Origin of the sequence: Okeania sp. SIO2C9 (genome assembly GCF_010672455.1) — a bacterium.
Taxonomy (GTDB): Bacteria; Cyanobacteriota; Cyanobacteriia; order Cyanobacteriales; family Microcoleaceae; genus Okeania.
In genome coordinates this window covers 89,835-111,620 of sequence record NZ_JAAHGO010000020.1, presented here as the reverse complement: position 1 = coordinate 111,620, position 21,786 = coordinate 89,835, and the positions used below count along the sequence as shown (strand labels likewise).

Sequence of the window (21,786 nt, the reverse complement as noted above, 5' to 3'; positions counted from 1 at the left end):
ATTATGGTATAGCAGAAGGAAGAAGGAAAAATCTTACGTTGTCTGAATTTTAAGCTTTTGATTTGTCCTATCCTTTCCTTAGAGTGCTACAAAACTAGAATACTTTTTGTGATGGTATAAGATAAAGTTAAATCTTACTATCTGTTTCCTGTCTGTAAGAGCAATGAAACCTTGTCTCTTATCAAGTAGAAAACTACTTTGACATACTCCCCGGCCTAAAGGCACGGGGATTCCTACTGAGCCGTAGCTCCTCGGCGGGTTGACGCTTTGCTTCGCATAGCTGCCGCTAACACAGGGTGCTGCTTCCTTGGCGGTAGTCTAACGCTTCCCTCCACGTCCGCGCACGAGTTTCCGAGTGCCCCCCGGCAACTAATAACACTATATCATATATTCAATTGACTTACAAATAAAATAAAAAGTCGCCCTACAAGGGCGAGGCTTTAAACCCAATTTTTCGGTAAAAAATGAACAAGAAGATTTGTAATATAGACTACTGTTTTAATAAGCTAGTGTTTCTAAAGTTTCCCGTAAATATATACTAACTTGCCGATCTAAGGATATATTTTGCTGCTGACCTTCATTAATCTTACGCTCTAATTGCCATCTCTGAAAACCTGAACTTACAGCGATCGCTTGCTTCAAACTATCCCACATTCTAGATTCTGATTCATTTTTGGTAATTACTCTGGCTGAATTATTATTCCAAGAGGTAACATTAAATTTATTCATAATACTTACCTGAGTTAGTGATAAAGTTCCTGAGATTTACAGCTTCTACTTCTTTAAAGATAGCTCACTATTCACAAACCAGGTATTAGTATGACTATATATGTCATCAAATCTTGACTTGTAGATATCATCTTTGGCATTTTTGGCATTGCTGAATCAAGTTATGAAAATCAAAACTGAAGAATCTCAAATATTTGTCATTCAATAGTTTAGCAATCGCAAAAAAATACAAATCATATCATGTCCGTTTATATCGTTTGTGTAAACCCAAGGGTGAATATCTACAGGAAATAATGGTTTTTTTCTTGCGAGGGTAGCCTTTCTTCCTCTTCTCTCTTCCCTCTTCCTTCTTCCCTCTTCCTTCTTCCTTACCTTTGCTATACAAGACCGATGCTGCCGGACATGATATCATACCCACGCATCAGCAACGTCCCATCTTTAATTTATTCAAACATTAAGATAGGTAGGTATTAAACCTACCTATTTCTCAAATTATTTGCTAGTAATATCATGTCTCTTGACACTCCACGGGATAAATCCGCGTGGATTCTTAAGCGGAACAAATTTGCCGGGATAAATTCACGTCAAATTTTACCCTTAATGGCATAGCCAAAGATGCCTCTAGTCTGTCCGGGGTAAACCCATTCAGGTTGCTTTTACTGCAATTTTTGACTACGGATTAAAATCCGCGCCCGTCATTTCCATCCACCGCTTAAAAGACGGTGGTTTCCCACTTACCGATTTTTTATGATCAAACAACTGTAATAAACATTGCTTCTCCTAACCCGTAGAGATATTGCATAAAAAGTCCCTATATGTGAGTTAATTAATGTGACTTGATATAACTCTCTTTTTTGACATCCTCCCCGGCCTAAAGGCACGAGGATTCCTACTGAGCCATAGCTCCTCGGCGGGTTGACGCTTCACAGGGTGCTGCTTCCTTGGCGGTAGTCTAACGCTTCCCTCCACGTCCGCGCACGAGTTTCCGAGTGTCCCCCGGCAACTAATAACACTATAGCATATATTCAATTGACTTAACATAAAAATAAAAAGTCGCCCTACAAGGGCGAGGCTTTAAACCCAATTTTTCGGTAACTCTCCTAAAACTATTGTAATTTCTAAATTCTAGAGCTTTTGTATATCAGGATGATCGCCAGCTTTTTTCTTCCTAGAAATTCCAGATAGCTGTTAAATTGCCAAAATTCGATCGTCAAACTTTGTATTTCTTGTTATAGCTCCTTTCGGTGGAAGTTCAAATCATAGAAAAAACCGGAGAGTAACAAAAGAGGGATATTACTTCTGCCTGATAATGAGTATTTTAAATAGACAGTTTCCGGCGCTTAGTTACCATTTGGTAGCCTTCAACTATATCACCTTCAGCCCAATTACTAAAGTTGTCTAAGCTAATACCACATTCATAACCTGCGTTGACTTCTTTTACATCATCCTTAATACGCCTTAGGGAGTCCAGTACACCTTGGTGAATGACTTCTCCTTTGCGACGTATTCGCACCTTACAGTTACGGATAACTTTGCCAGAAAGTACATAGCAACCTGCAACAGCACCACGATTAATCGTAAACACAGCACGTACTTCTACTTCACCTAATGGCTCCTCTACTAGTTCAGGGTCTAATAGACCTTCCATTGCTCCTTGAACATCATCCAAGAGTTTGTATATAACGTTGTATTCCCGGACATCTACTCCTGCGGCATCTGCTGCTTGACGTGCTCCTGATGCCATGGTTGTATTAAAGCCAATAATCACAGCTTCACTAGCAGCTGCTAAGTCAATATCTGTTTCTGTCACTTCCCCAGCTCCAGAGAATAATAGCCTTAGTTGCACTTCTTTTTGAGGTAGTTGTCGTAGAGCTGCAACAATAGCCTCAACAGAACCTTGAACATCTGCTTTCAGTATCAAGTTTAGTTCTTTGAGGTCTCCTGCTTGGGCACGAGCTGAAACAGCACCAAGAGTTGTCCTACGCATAATCCGAGATTCTCTTTGAGCATCTGCTCTATCTGTAGCAATTGATGAAGCATCTTTTTCATTTTCAAACACATCAAACTCATCGCCAGCTTGAGGCACGTCTCTGAGACCAAGAACTTCTACTGCAAAAGATGGACTTGCTTTTTCCACCCGGTCGCCTCGGTCATCAATCATTGCCCGCACTTTTCCGTAGACAGAGCCAGCAACTACAATATCTCCTACTCTCAAAGTCCCATTCTGTACTAACAAACTAGCTACTGGTCCTCTAGCTTTATCTAAGTGAGCTTCAATTATGGTGCCTTTGGCCAAACGTTCTGGGTTGGCTTGTAAGTCTTCTACCTCAGACACTAAAAGAATCATTTCTAGTAAGCTATCCAGATTCTGTTTCTTGATCGCACTAACTGGAACCATAATAGCGTCACCACCCCATTCTTCAGGAACTAAGCCATGTTCCATCAATTCTTGCTTAACACGATCTGGGTTGGCTTCTTCTTTATCAACTTTGTTAATTGCTACTATAAGTGGTACTCCTGCAGCTTTCGCATGGCTGATAGCTTCTATCGTCTGTGGTTGTACCCCATCATCTGCTGCCACAACTAGCACTGCGACATCTGTAACTCTTGTTCCTCTTGCTCGCATTGCAGTGAAAGCTTCGTGACCAGGAGTATCTAAGAATACTACTTGTTGCATCTTACCTTCATGTTCAACATCAACATGATAAGCTCCAATATGTTGAGTAATACCACCTGCTTCCCCTGCTGCCACTTTAGTTGCACGGATTGAATCTAGAAGACTGGTTTTTCCATGATCGACGTGCCCCATAATTGTTACTACTGGAGGACGACGTTGAAGGTTTTCTAGATCAGCATCTTCTAGCATTTCAGTAGTTTTCTTAGCTGCTGATTGTTCTTCTAGGGCTTCTACAGGAATTCCTTCCTCTTCTGCTACCATTTCTATGGTGGCAATATCTAAGCTTTCTGTAATGTTGACTGCTATGCCTTTCATAAACAGTCTTTTAATAATCTCTGTTTCTGATACTGCCAAAGCTGTTGCTAATTCTTGAACTGTCATGCTCGAATTAATTACTAGCTTTTCTAAAGGTTGAGCTTCAACAGATTGATTTTGTTCAGCAATTTCAGACTTGACAGGTTGCTGTGATTTACTAGATTTCTTTTTGATGCTGGGAGCGTTGTTACCAGAATTGGATTTAGTTTTGCCAGGACTACTGTTTGGTTTTGGTGGGCGAGCTAAAGATAAGCTCATTGTTACTGGTTCTGGCTTATTTAAAAGTTCTTCTAAATCTTCATCATCATCTTCTAGGAGTGGTTTTGGACGAAGACGTTTAGCTTTTGCACTAGCTTTAGCATTTTTCTGAGCAATTTCGCTTGAATCTTCTTCTTCTTCTTCCCAAGTTGGACCTTTCTTTAATTTCGCTGATGAAGGCTTAGTTGGGGATATTATTTTTCGTCTTGGTTTTTCTACCTCATTATAATCTAATTCTATTACTTTTTCTTCTGGCTCTTTTTCTTCTGTTATGTCTAAATCAATATCTGTATCTTTTGGAGAATCAACTGATATTTTTAGTTTCGGTTTTGGTGCAAGTTGAGGTTTTTGTAATTCTTGAACTTGCTTTGGTTTAACCGTAGGTCTATCTCGATGTTTTTGCTTTGACTGACTTGAAGTTTCAGGGGCGGGAATAGGTGGTCTAACACTTTCTTTTTGAGAAGTATCTTTGTTTTCCTTTTTATTAATTGCAGGCTTTTGAGAAGGTTTTTCTTCTCTATCTTTTCTTTTTTTAGCTTCCTGCTTTGTTTTTTTATTTTTTTGATTAGGCTTTGTTGTGGAGGGACTTTGTAGATTTCGATTTATGCTAGGAGGTGCTGGTCTTACAGGTGGTCCTACTAACTGGGGAACTTCTGTGACAGTTTTTTCTAATGATATGTCTGGAGCTATATCTGTAGACTTTTTATCTACTGCTGATACAGATTTACCTTTTTCTCCCTCTAGCTTTAGGGACAGGTTGGGCCTTGGTTTACTGAGAGGTTGAATTTGCCGATCTAATGCTTCCGGTGCTGGAGGTTTTGGAGGAGTTGCCACTAATTGAACGTTATTATTATGGGTTTGGGTTTGATTTTTAAGTTTAGCTCTTTCTTCCAATGGTTTTGGTCTTGGTTTGCGTATTTCTAATATCTGCTGTTTTTTACCCTCGTTATGATTAAAAGTTGACTCTTGATTTTGAGAGTTACTTTTTTCTGGAACAGCAGACCTACTGGGAGAGTGGGGTAAGCTTTCTGCCGTTTTGCGGATTAGTTCTGCTTCTGGTTCTGTAATAGTACTGCTGTGACTCTTCACAGATATGTTGAGCTGTTCACAAACTGCTAATATATCTTTGTTATCCAAATTCAATTCCTTTGATAATTCGTAAATTCTTACTTTTCCGTTGTTCATCCACTCTACCCTCTCTTTTACAAATCTATAATTTTACATTGTTATAATGTTGATTTAACGACTACACTACAATCATACTAGTTTTAGGCTCAGTTTAGCTACTTAAAAGCTTTTTTTTTATTTTTACTGCTTTCAGTTTATGAATTGTTTAGCTACTGTCTAGATTAAGTTTATATTTTACTTAAAACCCATCACTATTTAGATTGGATAAATGAGTATTTCAGAGTAGTTCCCTGAAAGTCTACTTGCTCCATTTATTAACTAGACTTGATTTTTTGGCATAGGTTAAAAATTATACATATAAGTTAAAGTTTTAAGCAATTTTATTAATTGCAATTTCACAATTTAAGTTTGTTATTTTTTATACATATAATCTTTGTGGTACTTGAGTCAAGGGTTTGACTTTTATAGATATATTTATTTCAATCATAGTTTAAGTTTCCTAAGACATTTATTGTCCTCGGAATATCTATCTTAGCAGGATTTATAATTTTTCTGCGGTCTCAATGCTGTCTTAAGCTGTTCAGCTATCTAAAATTAAAATGCACCATAGCTCATTCAACAATTAATAATTAATAATTAATAATTAATAATTAATAATTACCTCTCCTTGAGAATAAATTGAAGAGGATTGACAAATTCATGAAAATTTTTCTTCACAAGAGTCGATGGTCGGACAGCTCCGAGACCTCGCCATCCCTCGACCGCTTATTATCCCCTATCCAAGGGGAGACACATACCCACAATTTTTCGGTAACTTATAGGTATATATTAATTTTAGAAATGAAATATCTAATTCCTAGAGAAGATACACAAAATTAGTTGTGGTATTCGATTTATTTAGTAATTCATAGTTAATTTGTGGATAATCCAAATATTATTCTGTTGTACAATTATTTTCAGGGATCATTTTTTCGATGAATAATTTTTCAATCTTTGCCATAATGCTTGATATATTTCTGGTGATACATGGGTTTTAAGTGAACGGCTTAATTTATTCTTTTTACGAGCAATTTGAAAACATTCTGTTTGTGGACAAATGTAAGCTGAACGTCCTTCTCCTTCATCTAATCTAATGGTAGAAGATTTTTTAAGACGAATAACTCGCAAAAAATCTTCTTTAGGAGCAAGTTTTTTACAACTAACACAGCGACGGTAATTTGGCTTCATTTTTATTTTTTCGTTGATTAAAACTTTACTCAATTACTTTTTGTTTTTTCAGAATAAATTGGCAAATATTAACCAATCTATTTATAGATATTTTCCCTATTTTTTTACTTAAATTTTTGATTTTATCATACTTAAAATTTTCAATTAAAGTTATAAAAATCATTCATTTTACTCTTCATTAAATCCCATTGATTAATTAAAAATAATGACATTGTGCTGAAAACCTCTAATTTTGATATCTGCCAATAAATTATTGCACAAATTAATACTAAGAGTAGCTACTTTTATCAATCTAAAGTCAACAGTTTATCTGAATAAAAGTTTTTAATTATTTAATTCTATGATAGTAGATTAAATGAATTGTAATCATAGCGGTTTGCGGATAAATTAATTATGAAAATTGGTACAATACCAATTTTCATTATGAATGCTATAGCAGTCGAAGGAAAGGGGGCGGACATATCAAAAGTTTAAAACTCAGACAACGCAAGATTTTTCGGTCCTTAGGTCTTTTCTTGTTCCTTCTGCTATACAAACAATCAAAGTGAAGTAAGAACTTTACCCATAATGTATTAAAGAACTAAAAATCAAGCCTCATTCCAAGAAATGCTTAAGACCTAACCTCGGTAACTACTGATTACTATCAACACCCTAAGTATTTGTAACAAACAAACATTGATCGCGCCTGGTATAGCAAAATCCAGATAACTTCTTAATTAGCAATAGTTAACAACTTACACCAATTTTATGTTATGTTGCACAAAATGAGGTTTTAGGTTTTATACCAATTTTATGTGAGGCTGCACAGAATTATGAAATTTATTAATTCGTCTGTCTTAATCTATAGTCAACTCTGATTAAAATATTATTCTATGCAACTTCATATGAATTTGGTTGACAGTTTTATTTTTTTTATGCCATACAACTCTATGAATACTTGCTTTTTGAAGTTGCAAACCGATATGATTTTGATGGTAAATAATTAACTCTATCTCTGAAATTATAATCTTTAATATTTTAAGTTAATTCCACAGGATATTCAGTTTCATTAACTTCTTCATTTGCATTAACTTCAGAATAATTATCTGGATCGTCAAAATCTGTATTCTCTAACTCTAATTCCTCAGTATCGTTTTCTTCTTGTTCAGCTAATGCTTGCTCAGCTTCTTCTTGTTCAGCTAATGCTTGTTCAGCTTCTTCTTGTTCAGCTAATGCTTGCCGATGAGAAACTTCAAGTGCAATTTTACTATCTTCTTCAGCATGATCGTATTTATCAGTGTCCTTAATATCAATTTTCCAGCCAGTGAGGCGAGCGGCCAGACGGACATTTTGTCCTTCCTTACCTATCGCCAAACTAAGTTGATCCTCAGATACCAAAATATGCGCTCTCCTTTCCTCTGGATCAATTAAACGAACTTCGTCTACTCTAGCTGGACTAAGGGAATTGGAAATATAAGTTGCAGGATCTGGAGACCAGCGAATCACATCTATTTTTTCTCCCCTCAGTTCATTCACAACTACCTGAATTCTCGACCCCCTAGCACCAATGCACGCCCCGACAGGATCTACATCTCTTTCAAGAGTATCAACTGCTATTTTAGTCCGAGGGCCAACATATCGGGATGGTGGATTTGCTTCCCTGGCTACTGCTACAATTCTCACTATCTCATCTTCAATTTCTGGGACTTCATTTGCAAATAAATAAACTACTAAACCAGCATCAGCTCTGGACACGAGTAACTGAGGCCCACGAGTTGAGCCTTCACATACTCGCTTGAGATAAACTTTGAATGTGGCATTAGCACGGTAGTTATCGTTGGGTAATTGTTCTCGCTTAGGTAGTTCAGCTTCTACTTCTGGTCTACCAAAACCACTACTTGCAGATAAGATAATTGATTGTCTTTCAAATCTTAGGACTTTGGCTTGAAGAACTTCGCCTTCTAAATCTTGAAATTCTTCTTGAATCATCTTGCGCTGCTGGTCTCGTAGTTTTTGAGCTAATACTTGTTTGGTCTGGATAGCAGCCATACGACCAAATTCATTTTGTTCTGGTGTGACATCTAAGAATACGGTATCATTTAACTGGGCCTCTGGAGCTACTTCTATAACTTCTTTCAGAGCTATGTGGTGGTCTTGATTGGTCACTTCTTCAACAATGGTTTTAGTGGCCAATACTCGAAACCCTTCTTCTTCTACGTCCAACTCTACTTCAAAGTTGTCAAAGTAGTCATCTGTGAAATGAATTCCATCTAGACGTTGAGTGCGTCGGTAGCGTTCATATCCTTTTAGTAGAGCTTCACGTAAAGCAGCTTGAACTGCTTGTTTTGGTAAATTGCGCTCTTTACTAATACCTTCGATCATATCTTTAAGTCCAGGCAAATTGACCATTGACATAATTTTTTATCCTCTATATTTTTATTTTTCTAAATTTTTTTACTTCGAGGCGAGTTTTTTCATCCTTATGAGATTAGGATATTAATTATTTAGTAAGCATTCCGCAGGAAATGCTTACATAATTTAGGTATTCAAGTGAAGTATTTTTTGTTTTTTCGAGAACTTATAATTTGATAATTGAAACAATAAGCAAAGAATAACAAGTATAAAGTATGATCTTCGACTTGATCTCCAGTTATAACACTATAGGAATTTTAAGTTCCTTTTAGTTGTTGATATTTAAGTCTGACGAGCAATCAAACAATAAATTTAAAACAGTAATTAATATTTATTCTTTGATATTTTCTAGTGTTATTTAATTACTTTCCTTCTTGTAATTCAACAGTCATAGTTAGAGAGCGTGGAATAGTCAATTGTCGTCCTTTTTGGTTAATGTAAATTGCTGTTAGATCGCGACCAACCAGTTGTCCCATCCATTGATTTTTACCTTTATACGGTTCGGAAGTATTAACAATTACGCTAAACCCTTTAAAGGCAATAAAATCTCGGTCATTATCCAAAAATTTAGAAATACCAGGACTGGATATTTCTAGTAAATATGGTTCAGAAATAATATTTGCTGCATCTAGTGATTCTTCTATAGCATGGCTCATCCGTTCACAATCATCTAAACCTGTGTCTTGATGAAGGTTCCGAATGTCCAAACGCAGCACTGGAGGATGCTGATTTGTATGAAATACTGCTCCTACTAATTCCAATCCTAGGGACTCGGCAATAGGGGTAGCAAATTTGATGATTTGTGGTATTAATGGATGACTCATAGGACAAATGCAACAAAAAAAGTGGGCTTCACCCACTCCCTGTTAACAACTGTTAACATTAACTTAAATCCTTTACACCTTCTAAAAATCCAGACAATCCTAGACACGCTCTTCATCGGTGACTAAAAGCGATTTTCCGGCTCACCCGTCCATAAGTATACTGGCAAAGAAGGCTAATGTTCCGCTCAAACACATTGAGTTTAGGATTCCCTCTGGGGTTTTCATCCTTATGAACAGTCGAGTGCAAAACACTCCATAATCGTTGCTAAAATCCTCTGGTCTTAGCAGACATAAGTGATAATAACACAAATTAATGGCGTAAAAACATGGAAATTTTGTAGATATAAGTCTTGGATAGTCTATGTTTTTTAGCTCTAGCAAGCAAAAGTTAAATTATCTCAATAGTCGCCCAGATTTCTGGAGACAAAAGACTATATTTAACTATATCTGACATATTTGTTTACAATCTTTATTATAGAAGTTTAAATTGGGATAGGTTTTCCCTACTTAATTAGTTCTATTAAACTGTAAGTAATTATTTATATCATATTTTTTATTGATCAGCAAGTTGATTTTTTCTCCGATTGCAATTAATTTTGTTATGCCGTTTCACTTTTAAGGATGTCACAAATAGCTTCAAAGTTATAATGTCAAATAATCCGTTAAAAGTCTTGAAACGTCAAAGTTTTCTGTCTATTAAATATTACTTTTAACTTTTGAATTCCGTGAAACGGTATTAGCTGATATTATTTTGAGGTTGATTAGCTTTAAGCTGTAGTTGTCTGGTTTGTTCTAGAATTTTTTCGACATCTTCCTCGCTCATTCGCATCACATAGTTAATTTTTACTTCTTCAAGAAGGGCTGATACTAAGGATTGAAGTTCTTCTAATGTGTGTTCTTGTTGTAATTCTGTACTTAGTGCTTGACCGAAGTGTTGAACGAGCTGGTTAGATAATTGTGTTCCTACTGGATCTGCCATTGCTGCTTTAACTGTTTCATAAGCATTTTGGGGTCCTTCAGTAGCAAGATTGGATAATTCTTGGACTAATCTTTCTGATAGTTGATTAGCTAAATTTTCTACTCCTGGTATTTGCTGAAATCTCTGAAAAACTGGTGATTCTTCAACTATTTTCTCTACATTGTAACGGATTAGAGCTTCTATATCTGGTTGTAATTGAGGTATGACTTTGCAAACAGTTACTTGTACTAATCTAGTGGCGATCGCTTCAATTTCATTAATGTTATTTAGATCGATATAAGTTTTTTCTTGAGAGGAAAATATTTGCTTTGCTAATTCTCCTGTTTTGACATCTTTTTGCACTTGATTAATTACTTGCATTATTACTACTTCTGTTAGTTCTTGAGCAATAGAAGCAAGAAAACCTCGACTAGCTTGTGCCCTAATTGTTTCTAGGTCTATAATTTGAGCATCATTGAGGCGAATTGTTAGAGGAACTATCCGTAAAAACTGTAGAAATGGTAATAGTAGAAAAATATCGTACCAACGCCAGAGCATCGCTTCTGGCCAATTTACGCTAGGATAACGACGACTAATTAAAAATGTTCTGCCTAAAAATTCTAAACCAAATATAATTATAAATGGTAGGTCGATTATGCCAAAATAATCAGCTAGTCCTCCACTTTCACCGATGCCACGATAATAGTTTTTAGCAATTAATGGTTTGATTTCTGTTTCAAACCATTCCAGTTCTTCAATCCATCCATTTTTTGTTAAGTATTCTTGACTCCAGAAGGTTTTAAATGATTCTTTTGCAGAATCATTATCAATTTTATCTCTCATTCGATTTTTTATTTTTTCTAAAGAGCCGCTTTTGTTGGCAACTGCAAAAGGATTTTGAACGATCATTTCTACACTAAGTTCTCGTAATTCTGCCAACTCTTCTTGTACTATTAAAGAATCAGCACCTTGAGGTATTTTCGTTTCCAGTTGTTCCAAATGATCTAAGTATTTTTCTGTATCTCTATTAGATTCAATTCCCTTTATTGGGTCGTATATTTTTGTGAGCATTGGGATTTGCTCAAAATAAAAATCACGAAAGGTAATATAGGTCATGTTAAATAGCACTAGAATAAAATTTACTAGGGCTAAAAATGCCATGATTCTTTCAAATATTGGAACTTTGCGAGTTTTCCGACGAATCTTTTTTGTAGTTGCCATTGATGATTTGATTTATTTATTTTGATATATAGCAAGCAATAGACAGGTAGATTAGGATATAGAGTGATGATGAGATGAATCGAAATAAGGGGAAATGTTTTTCCCACTGTTCCCTGTTATATTTTATATTTTTTCAGATTGGGGCAGGTTTGAAACTGCTCTATAATATTTAATTTTTTGATAAATCACACTTTATATCAAGGGTGGAAAAAGAATGTTATTAATAATAAGGGCAGTTAAAAGACTTGAGAGGAGATGTCCTTTGGACTACAAAGATAAATTCTGACCTAGTAAATGGTATCAAAGCTATTCATTCTGTACGTTGCCAATCCGACAGCTCCTCTACCACTGATTCCTAAAAAATAACCTAGTTATTTGCAGCAAATATTGATAAAATTAGTACTATTGGTAACTTTCTGAAAAAAAATAATCAAAAAAAAATTCAAGAAAAAATGAGACCCTGGGGTCTCACTACTCAATATTTGGCACAGATAGCGATATTTGACATCTCCAGGGGTTGAAACACCCTGGATTCTGTAGTAAATCTACCGCAAATGGGACGGGGCGTTTAAAGTGCGGAAGTAAATTCCGCAGGCAGCCCCTCATAAATCCACATTTGCTTAAGCCTGTCAACAGACTCCTAAACTCCTCGACTTAGACCGAAATCTAGCTGTGAGTTTACTTTTTTTTGTTAGCTTTCACGAGTGGTTTTACTCAAGATGTTGGAGCAATAAATCACTGCTTTAGCTGCCTGCTTGCTTTTCCTGCGGAATGCTGCGCAAACAGCCGTCGTAGGAAATCAAGTCCCCGTCTCCTGTCCGCCGGAATTTCACCGCAAAGCGCGGTCTTGTCATGGCGACAAACCTTGTTCTTACTTGCTATTTCTAGTATATCAGGCTTTTACTCCGGGTTGAAACCCGCGTGTCGTTATTCAACCAGGGGATAAATCCGCCTGGCTAACTTCCTCCCGTTATTTTTTTAGGTTTACTTCTTAAAGATATTTATATTTTAAAAATCTAAAAGCTTTTAAATGGTTACTCCTTCTTGGCGAGCAGCATGGGCCACTGCTCCAGCCACAGCAGTAGCGACCCTAGTATCAAAGACCGAAGGAATAATATGTTCTTTGTCTAGGTCTGAAGCTTTGACTAATGAGGCGATCGCTCTAGCAGCTTCTAAATACATTGTAGATGTCAGGGTAGTGGCCCGACAGTCTAAGGCACCGCGAAATATGCCGGGAAATGCCAAAACATTATTAATTTGATTTGGGTAATCACTGCGACCTGTGGCCATAACTGCCACATCTCCTGTAATTAATTCTGGTTGTATTTCTGGAATAGGATTAGCCATAGCAAATACTATAGGGTCTTTGGCCATAGACCTCACCATTTCTGGGGTAACAACTCCTGGTACACTCACACCTAAAAATACATCAGCACCTATTAAAGCATCTGCTAGAGTACCTGAAGACTCAACAGCAAATTCTTGTTTTTCTGGGTTTAAACCTGTACGATCTTTTGATACTATACCTTTAGAGTCACATAACCAAATTGTCTTAGTCCCTGCTTTGCGTAACAAACGAGCGATCGCTATTCCTGCAGCACCAGCTCCATTAATGACAATACGAATATCTTCTATAGATTTTTTGACCAACTTTAAAGCATTAATTAATGCGGCTAAACTGACTATTGCAGTACCGTGTTGGTCATCATGAAATACTGGAATATCTAATATTTGGCGTAGTTTGGCTTCTATTTCAAAACAACGAGGGGCAGCAATATCTTCTAAGTTTACTCCTCCAAATACAGGAGCAATATTTTTAACTGTTTCGATAATAGCGTCAGTGTCTTGAGTAGCGAGACAGATAGGAAAAGCATCTACCCCAGCAAATTCTTTAAATAGCATTGCTTTACCTTCCATTACTGGTAAAGCTCCTCCTGGACCTAGATTACCTAGCCCTAAAACTGCACTACCATCTGTAACAATGGCTACTGTATTTTGTTTAATGGTAAGTTTATAGATTTGTTCGGGGTCTTCTGCAATAGCTTTGGATATTCTGCCTACTCCTGGGGTATAGGCCATTGATAGGTCAGATTGAGACTTTAGTGGTATTTTACCTTGAACTGTTATTTTACCACCACGATGTAAATTGAAGGTACGGTCGTAGACATCAACTACTTTTATTTCTGTTAATGCTTTAACCGCTTGGACAATTTTCTCGGAATGTTCGGTACTATAGGCATCAACTGTAATTTCTCTAAGTGTAATTCGGCGACTTTGTTCTAGTAAGTTAATGTGGCCTATATTGCCTCCTTCTGATGCGATGGCTTGGGTGATGTTGGCCAACATTCCGGTGCGGTTAGGAGTTTCGAGGCGAATTGTTAGGCTAAATGAAGGATTAGGTGTTAGTTCTACCATGTTAGGTTTGTTCTAAGTTTTGAGTTCTAGATTTTAGTGTCATCGTAGTTAATCTTAAGTTTTCAATGAGCATTTCTAGGCTTTAGGAAGGAATTTCTTTATGTCTTAGTTTTTTAATAGTTGTTTGGCAAGGGAAGAGAGAAAAAGGAGGACTCCAGAGAAAAAAATACTACTGTTATTCTGTATTGATAGGTAGATTCTTTTTTTTATTGCTCTGATGTGAATATCGTTTCTATCAACTTTTTTTTTTGTTGGTCAAGAGTTTTTAATAATCCTTCTGGAAATTATTGATCGAGGTGGTAGAAAAAACTTATGCTTAAGTCTTGACTCAGAAATATTTATCAAAAATTATTCTTCTTTATTTCTCTTTATTTATTTATTTATTTCTTTCTTTAAATACCATTTCTGTGTAATGATGCACTTAATAATTTTTGTGGTGACTTTACTAAGTAGGTAGACAAAATTATTTGTATATAAATTTGTTGTCGATCCTTTGATAGTTCTTTCATATAGCTATCAAAAATGCACAATTAATTCTGTCCAGGTACTTATCTTGCCTATCTTCATCTTTATATTAAGGGCAGCTTCATGGATAAATCCTATAAGCGTTTTTTCGTTTGATATCTAAATATCAAATCCAGTTTAGCTAAACCATAAGTAAGTAAACTACAATTCATATATATCAAGCTTTTCTCAATAATATATTGTGGTCTATAAGAGCTGATTTGTAAACTTAGCTAAAACCCTGATTTAATCTAATTTTCAGGGATTTAAGTATTGTTTGGTTGTAACTCCCAAAACCTTTGTATTGCAAGGAATTAAGCCTCTTGATATTTACTTTATAAATCAGCTCTAAGTAATCTGATTTGGTATTATACCAAATTTTATTTAGTTAAATTTATATTCAAAAAAGTCAAAATATTTACCTGAATAGGATTTGAGGATTTAGTTGAATACCCGATAATAATCAACCAGATTTTATCTTCTTATTTACGGATTTAATACTCTACAGTCTACAGGGTTTCTACAATTGTTTGGGGTTAGATCGAGGGTCGCAGCAACTTTTTAGTATCCCCATTCACTTTTTCCAATTTCAGTCCTTCCCTCTTCCTTCTCTCCTAGATAACTAATATTATGTCCGCTTAATTAGTGATCAAAAACTTTCTTATCCTCTTCGTTATTCTTCCCTCCTGACTTTGAGCAACTCTCCAAAAATCTGATCGCCTTACAGCGCTTTTCAAGTTGATGAACCACATCTTCACAAATAATACCTTGTAGGGACGTTCCATGGAACGTCCCTACTGTGGTCTACCCAAATGAAAACCTCTGTAAAAGGCGGGATTGCGCGACCCATGTTATTTTGATAAATATTGAAAAAAAGGTAAAACGATAGATATAACCATCTAAAATGAACTGGAGAAGCTATTTTTAAGCATATCGATCCGATATACACTTTTTATAGGATTCTTTTTTCAAATTGGTATTAATCAGTAAGTAAAATAAAATAGAAGATTATTTTTAACTGGGAATAGAGATTAAACAATTTATCTCACATCTCCTGACTATTCTGATTGATTTTATAGCAGTTGAAGGAAAGGTTATGACATATCAAAAGCTTAAAACTCAGACAACGCCAGATTTTTCCAATTTCGGTCTTATCCTAGTTCTCTAAAGCATTCTGTTGTAGATAACTAATCGCCTAGATAACCAAATACCTTCTTCCTTCTAGTATATATTTTTTTATTCTCTTTAACTACAACTTTTAGAGTGACATAAATAAAAAAAATATAGATATTCGAGAATATACTGGAAATACAGAATCTTTTCACTCTATATAGCTTTTCTCAAGTTACTGAGGTAAAGTTGTTTTTCTTGTTTTCTATTCCCTATTTCTTGGGTGTTGCACAGTGACAAATCATTTGATATTTTTGATAGAATTGGATTTTGGATTTGAGAATTGCTAGAATGATTAATATTAGTTTTTTTTAGTCAAAGTCTAAACTAATTTTTGACAATATCATTCGATAATGTGCAACCTAATTTCCCGAATTACCGAAAAATTGTGGGTATGCGCCTCCCCTTGGATAGGGGATAATAAGCGGTCGTTTGCGGAGCAGTCCGTTAGGATGGGATGGCGATCTTCGGAGCGGGTCTGCAAGAACAGGTCTCCTCGCCATATCCAATCGACTCCTGTGAAGAAAAATTTTCATTATTAGTTAATCCTCTTCAATTCAAAGAGAGGTAATTATTCATTATTCATTATTCATTATTCATTGTTGAATACTCTCTACTCCCTAAAACCAACGAATTTTTTACATCACGCTTCTTGGAAATTGCGATAATAATAAATAGTAATATGACAAAATTTTTAACTACTCCCTAAGAGAAAATTATACTCAATCCAGTTTTTCGTATGTTAGTTATGAAGCTAAGGAACAGAGTATGTATAGGAAAATATATAAATTTTTTTCTTTGATCAAATGGATAGGGAATTATCTGTAATAAAATGATGTATCAAGAAAATACATTGTTGGCTCTAAATCAATTTTCACGATTAACTAAGCGTTTAATTAAATTATGATGCAGTTTTTTTTGTGGATAATTTTGTTGATTTAGAACCACTGTTTTAACAACATTACTTGTTGCTTATTCTTAGACCATTTCTCCATAAAGCTACACTTAATTTTTCAAATAAATATAAATACAGTGGGTTTCTATAGAAGAGGTTTCAAGTGTACTTACAAAAAAGAAAAATAAATGGTATCAAGTATGAAGATGGATAGAAAAATCAATCTAGATTTTTATCAATAGGAAAAATTTTACACATCATATACTGTGGTAAAAATTCTTGGGTTTGATCAAGACAGTCTCCAAATGTTTCCTCTTTGTGATTCTGAGAATTAGTCTCTTCTTGCTCTTTCAATGGATTGACACAAATAGCAAGTTTTCCTACTCCTCCCATTAAAGAAATTACTCGACTTTTGAGACTGTCAATATCTTGAATTAGTCGATCTGCTTCCAATATAGAAGGAGCGATAATAAAAAAAGTTTTGGCTCCAAGGGAGTCGGGAGCAAAGCCAAAACTACATTCGCCTAATAAGGATTGAGTGGAAAGACTTAAAGATTCATAGAAAAGATTAATGAGTGCTTGATAGAAAGATTCACTTAGGGAATGATCGTCAAAGGTTGGCTTAGATAACATAATTAATGTCCTCAAGTATTATTACCTACCATCTTAACATTTCTTAAAATGGTACGCTTATAATTTTTTTATATTCATTATTAAAATTACAAAACTATAAGATAATTATTGCTAATCTAAATATCTCAAGTCAAATTGGAGATTCTACATCCAGAATCCATATAGATTTAATAACTACACTTATGCTACATTTGAAATACTAGCTGCCAAGAAAAATTAATTGGATTAGATAAGTATCTGTGCCAAATTAATTTAACATTTAATCGAGGTATAAAATACTAAATCTGGGAACAGAAAATATATCTGAATACTAAATCTAGTTATTATCCCCTAATTACCGAATAATTAATAATTAATAATTGTTAATTAAATAATTCAGCTTACTCTGCCTCCCCTTTCAAAGGGAAAAAAGCGGTCGATCTTCGCAGCTTCCCCGTTGGGTGGGATGGCGAGGAAACCTGCGCCATATCCAATCGACTCCTGTGAAGAAATAATATTTCTTTATATTCAATTCCGTAACGGTTTTAACCAGAGGTAATTATCCATTATCCATTAATGAACTAAATTTCAATTTTTTTGAAAATCACCCTAGTCTGACATATTTTGTATGAGTAGTAAATCTACAAATGATTTTACCTACCTACTTAAATATTCAGAATGAGTCTATCAGATATCAGTACTTTTTTCCACAGCAGAAAGTTATTATCTATAAAAGTTTAAAATCTTCAACATTAAACATAATGATTAACTCTACTCTTGAACAACTCAAAAGTAAATTCGACAAAGCTATAGTTGCTGCTTTTGGTCAAGATTTAGCCAATACAGATCCAATGGTCGTTCCAGCTAGTAATCCCAAATTTGGAGATTATCAATGTAACGTAGCAATGTCTTTGGCTAAGAAATTAAAGAATAAACCAAGAGCGATCGCTACTCAAATTATTGAAAAGCTGGATATTACCGATATATGTAAGCCTCCAGAAATTGCTGGACCAGGCTTTATAAATATTACCCTCAAACCAGAATATATAGAAGTTCATTTACAACAGATTATCAAAGATGAACGACTTAATATTTCCCCTACAAAAAATCCGCAGCAGGTTGTCATTGATTTTTCTAGTCCCAATATTGCGAAAGAAATGCACGTTGGACATTTACGTTCAACAATTATTGGAGATTCTTTGGCAAGGGTTCTAGAATTTCAGGGACATGATGTACTCAGGTTAAATCATGTGGGAGACTGGGGTACTCAGTTTGGAATGTTAATTACTTATTTACGAGAAGCTTTTCCGGAAGCTTTAAAAACTGCTGATGTTTTAGATATAGGAGATTTAGTTGCTTTTTATCGACAGGCAAAAAAAAGGTTTGATGAGGATGAAATTTTTAAGGAAAAATCAAGAGAAGAAGTAGTAAATTTGCAAGCTGGTGCGGAGGATAGTCGTTATGCTTGGCAACTTTTATGTAATCAATCTCGCCGGGAATTTCAAGTTATTTATGACTTACTTGATATTGAGTTAAATGAGCGGGGAGAATCTTTTTATAATTCTATGTTGTCTGGGGTTGTGGAAGAGTTAAATAAGTTAAGTTTATTGGAAGAGAATGATGGTGCTCAATGTGTATTTTTGGAGGGATTTACTAATAAGGAAGGCGAGCGTTTACCGTTAATTGTACAAAAATCTGATGGTGGTTATAATTATGCAACTACTGATTTAGCTGCTTTATGTCATCGGATTGAAAAGGAGGGTGCAAAGCGATTAATTTACGTTACGGATGCTGGTCAAGCTAATCATTTTGCTCAAGTTTGGCAAGTGGCAAAACGTGCTGGTTGGATTCCAGAAAATGTGGAAGTTGTTCATGTTTCTTTTGGTTTGGTATTAGGAGAAGATGGGAAGAAGTTAAAGACTCGTTCTGGGGAAACTGTGAGGTTAAAAGATTTATTAGATGAGGCTATAAATAGGGCGCGGAATGATTTGGAAAAGAGGTTGGAAGAGGAGAATCGTTCGGAGAGTGATGAGTTTATTGAAAATATAGCTAAAGTTGTTGGTTTGAGTTCGGTTAAGTATGCAGATTTGAGTCAAAATCGGAATAGTAATTATGTTTTTAGTTTCGATAAAATGTTGGCTTTGAATGGAAATACTGCTCCTTATCTATTATATGCTTATGTGCGGGTTAAAGGAATTGCTCGAAAGGGAGAAATTGAGTTTGAAAAGTTAAGAGAGGATGGCAAAATTATCTTGAAAGATGAGCAAGAGTTGGTACTAGGAAAACATCTATTATTGTTGAATGAAGTGTTAAATATGGTGGCTGTTGAATTATTGCCTAATCGTCTTTGTGAATACTTATATGAATTGAGTGGAAAGTTTAATCAATTTTTTGAGAATTGCCCAGTTTTAACTTCAGAAGAACCTTTGCGTACTTCTAGATTATTATTATGTGACTTAACCGCCAGAACTCTAAAGTTTGGATTGTCTTTGCTCGGAATTTCTGTTTTAGAAAGAATGTAATTGATCGGTATTCAGCTATCATTTATTCACTCTTAACTGATGATAGCTTTTGGTGAAATTAAGTTTAAATCAGTATTCAGAGACTGAATGATAATTTAAAGTCTGGATAAAAATACATCAAACTATAACAGGGAACAGGGAAAACCGGATTTCAGAACAGTGGGAAAAACATTGCCTAGTCTAAGATTCATCATTAGTCTATGTCTTAACCGCTCTGGCTATTGCTATAAATACTACCTATAGGACTACCTCTAGATTTTTTCACTAAGAATTATATTGACTAATGTGCCAAATTCGTCTTTCATTTTTATGGCTGACTTCTAATAACTGAATGCTGAATGCTGAATGCTTACTGTCATTTTTACCTCAATTTAATTGCTTTATTTCTTCCTAAAGCTTGAGAACTTGATGTATTCAAAGGAAAGTATTTTTTATTTTAAGTTTAATTAGAAATTATATCCGCACTTACACACCACAAAAGCTGAAACAATTTTCAAATCTCATACCAATTGTGCTTTAGTAAGCTGATATTTAAAAAAGTCAAAGTCAAAGGTGGTGTATTGAATTTGAGGATGGGAGGATGTAAAGTAAATACCCTATAATAAATAATAAAATTTGGTGTCAATCATACCCTGGCATTGCGTAAGTCCGATGTATATCTATTACAATAAGTAATTACCTGTCTATTGATATAATCATTTTCATTTGGGTAGAGCACAGTAGAAACATTTCATGTAACGTTTCTACGATAGTTGTGATACGTGAGTGTGTGGTTTATCTATCTGAAAACTGCTATAAGGGCAGATAGAAAAAGCTATGTATTTCACTAAAGTGAAAAATCTTCTATCAATAAATCTAACTACTTGAAATTTTCATCTCAATACTCAATTTTTTCTAGCTAATTAACTCCTAGCTATCAAAACTTCATCGTAACTTCACAAACTTTGGTAAAACTTCTGATATTCTATCTAAAAGGTGTATTATAATTACAGGTAGATACGATTGTATGCTCTACCAAAAAATCATGAAACTAGGTTAATAATATTAATATTCTCTTAGTTAATAATGAAATTTTTAACTGAATCGATTAATTTAAAATCCTGCAATTGGGAAAACAGTCAGGAGTGCAAGTATTAAATCACCCAATTCATGGGTGCTAAATCTACAGCTCAATTAAGTTTGGTAACTATACATTAGCTTCACTATATAATCATGGTAAAAAAAACAATCTTAATAGTAGATGACTGCGCAATTGTCAGAAAACTAGGCGCACATATTCTTGCCAAGATGGGATTAAAAATTATACTGGCAAGTAATGGTTTAGAAGCACTAGAAAAAATAAAACTAGAAAGTCCTGATTTAGTGCTTTTAGACATTATTATGCCAAAAATGAATGGCTATTCAGTTTGTCGTCAAATTAAATCAGAACCTAAAATTATGAATATACCTGTAATTTTTTGCTCTAGTAAAAATGAAGAAGTTGATGTATATTGGGCAATGAAACAAGGGGCTAATGGTTATATTAGCAAACCTATAAAAAAATCTGAGTTAATGGCAATAATGGCAAGGTTTAATATCATTGCCAATGTGAATCCTAAATATAGCGACCAGTTTCTTTATAAACAAGGTTGTATAAGAATTTTATCCCCAGAAATAGAATCTAAGTCTAATTGTTATGAATTTTGTACAACTTAATTTGCCAATAAGTTGCTCGAAAAATTGACAGCTAATTAATTAAGCAAAGATTTCTTCAGCATTTAGATTTCAAATATTAACAGTGAATTAAATGCTTGAGGACATAAGAAACAAAGTAAGATAATTGGAGAGTTTTTATTTATTGTTGAAAAATGATTAGATTACAGGGAGCGTCTCAAGATGAATATTCAAACTCTAAATTAATTGATATGCAGCAATTAGCACCTTAACTATAAGCTTTTTCG

General features: G+C 34.8%; 10 protein-coding genes. 2 read left to right on the top strand and 8 right to left on the bottom strand.

Annotation, left to right across the window (positions count from 1 at the left end; genetic code table 11):
* Positions 1-498: 498 nt before the first annotated feature.
* The 8 genes from F6K23_RS17760 to F6K23_RS17725 all read right to left on the bottom strand — a co-directional run bounded on the left by F6K23_RS17760 (position 499) and on the right by F6K23_RS17725 (position 17,345).
* Positions 499-729 carry a hypothetical protein gene (locus tag F6K23_RS17760; RefSeq protein ID WP_293158322.1) on the bottom strand — a complete coding sequence of 77 codons (231 nt, stop codon included), beginning with the start codon at positions 727-729 and terminating at the stop codon, positions 499-501.
* 1,318 nt (positions 730-2,047) lie between these two features.
* Positions 2,048-5,164 carry a translation initiation factor IF-2 gene (infB, locus tag F6K23_RS17755; RefSeq protein WP_293158222.1) on the bottom strand — a complete coding sequence of 1,039 codons (3,117 nt, stop codon included), beginning with the start codon at positions 5,162-5,164 and terminating at the stop codon, positions 2,048-2,050.
* A gap of 906 nt (positions 5,165-6,070) precedes the next feature.
* Positions 6,071-6,334, bottom strand: a complete 264-nt coding sequence (locus tag F6K23_RS17750; RefSeq protein ID WP_293158219.1) for a YlxR family protein — start codon at positions 6,332-6,334, stop codon at positions 6,071-6,073.
* Between the two features lie 1,017 nt (positions 6,335-7,351).
* Positions 7,352-8,728, bottom strand: coding sequence for a transcription termination factor NusA (gene nusA / locus F6K23_RS17745; RefSeq protein WP_293158215.1), 1,377 nt, complete (start codon positions 8,726-8,728; stop codon positions 7,352-7,354).
* A 359-nt stretch (positions 8,729-9,087) separates the two neighbouring features.
* Entirely contained in the window at positions 9,088-9,549 is a 462-nt protein-coding gene (rimP, locus tag F6K23_RS17740; protein WP_293158212.1) for a ribosome maturation factor RimP, read from the bottom strand.
* A gap of 736 nt (positions 9,550-10,285) precedes the next feature.
* A complete protein-coding gene (locus tag F6K23_RS17735; protein WP_293158209.1) occupies positions 10,286-11,728 on the bottom strand; it encodes a hypothetical protein in 1,443 nt (480 codons plus the stop codon).
* A 1,026-nt stretch (positions 11,729-12,754) separates the two neighbouring features.
* Complete coding sequence (locus F6K23_RS17730; RefSeq protein WP_293158206.1) at positions 12,755-14,143, bottom strand: malic enzyme-like NAD(P)-binding protein; 1,389 nt, start codon at positions 14,141-14,143, stop codon at positions 12,755-12,757.
* A 2,788-nt stretch (positions 14,144-16,931) separates the two neighbouring features.
* A complete protein-coding gene (locus F6K23_RS17725; protein WP_293158203.1) occupies positions 16,932-17,345 on the bottom strand; it encodes a hypothetical protein in 414 nt (137 codons plus the stop codon).
* A 743-nt stretch (positions 17,346-18,088) separates the two neighbouring features.
* Between F6K23_RS17725 and argS the strand changes: the two genes are divergently transcribed.
* Together argS and F6K23_RS17715 are read left to right on the top strand one after the other, a co-directional pair.
* Positions 18,089-19,846: an arginine--tRNA ligase gene (argS, locus tag F6K23_RS17720; protein WP_293158313.1), complete on the top strand. Its 1,758-nt coding sequence runs from the start codon at positions 18,089-18,091 to the stop codon at positions 19,844-19,846.
* Positions 19,847-21,058: 1,212 nt separating this feature from the next.
* Positions 21,059-21,541 carry a PleD family two-component system response regulator gene (locus F6K23_RS17715; RefSeq protein ID WP_287239426.1) on the top strand — a complete coding sequence of 161 codons (483 nt, stop codon included), beginning with the start codon at positions 21,059-21,061 and terminating at the stop codon, positions 21,539-21,541.
* The last annotated feature ends 245 nt before the right edge of the window (positions 21,542-21,786 follow it).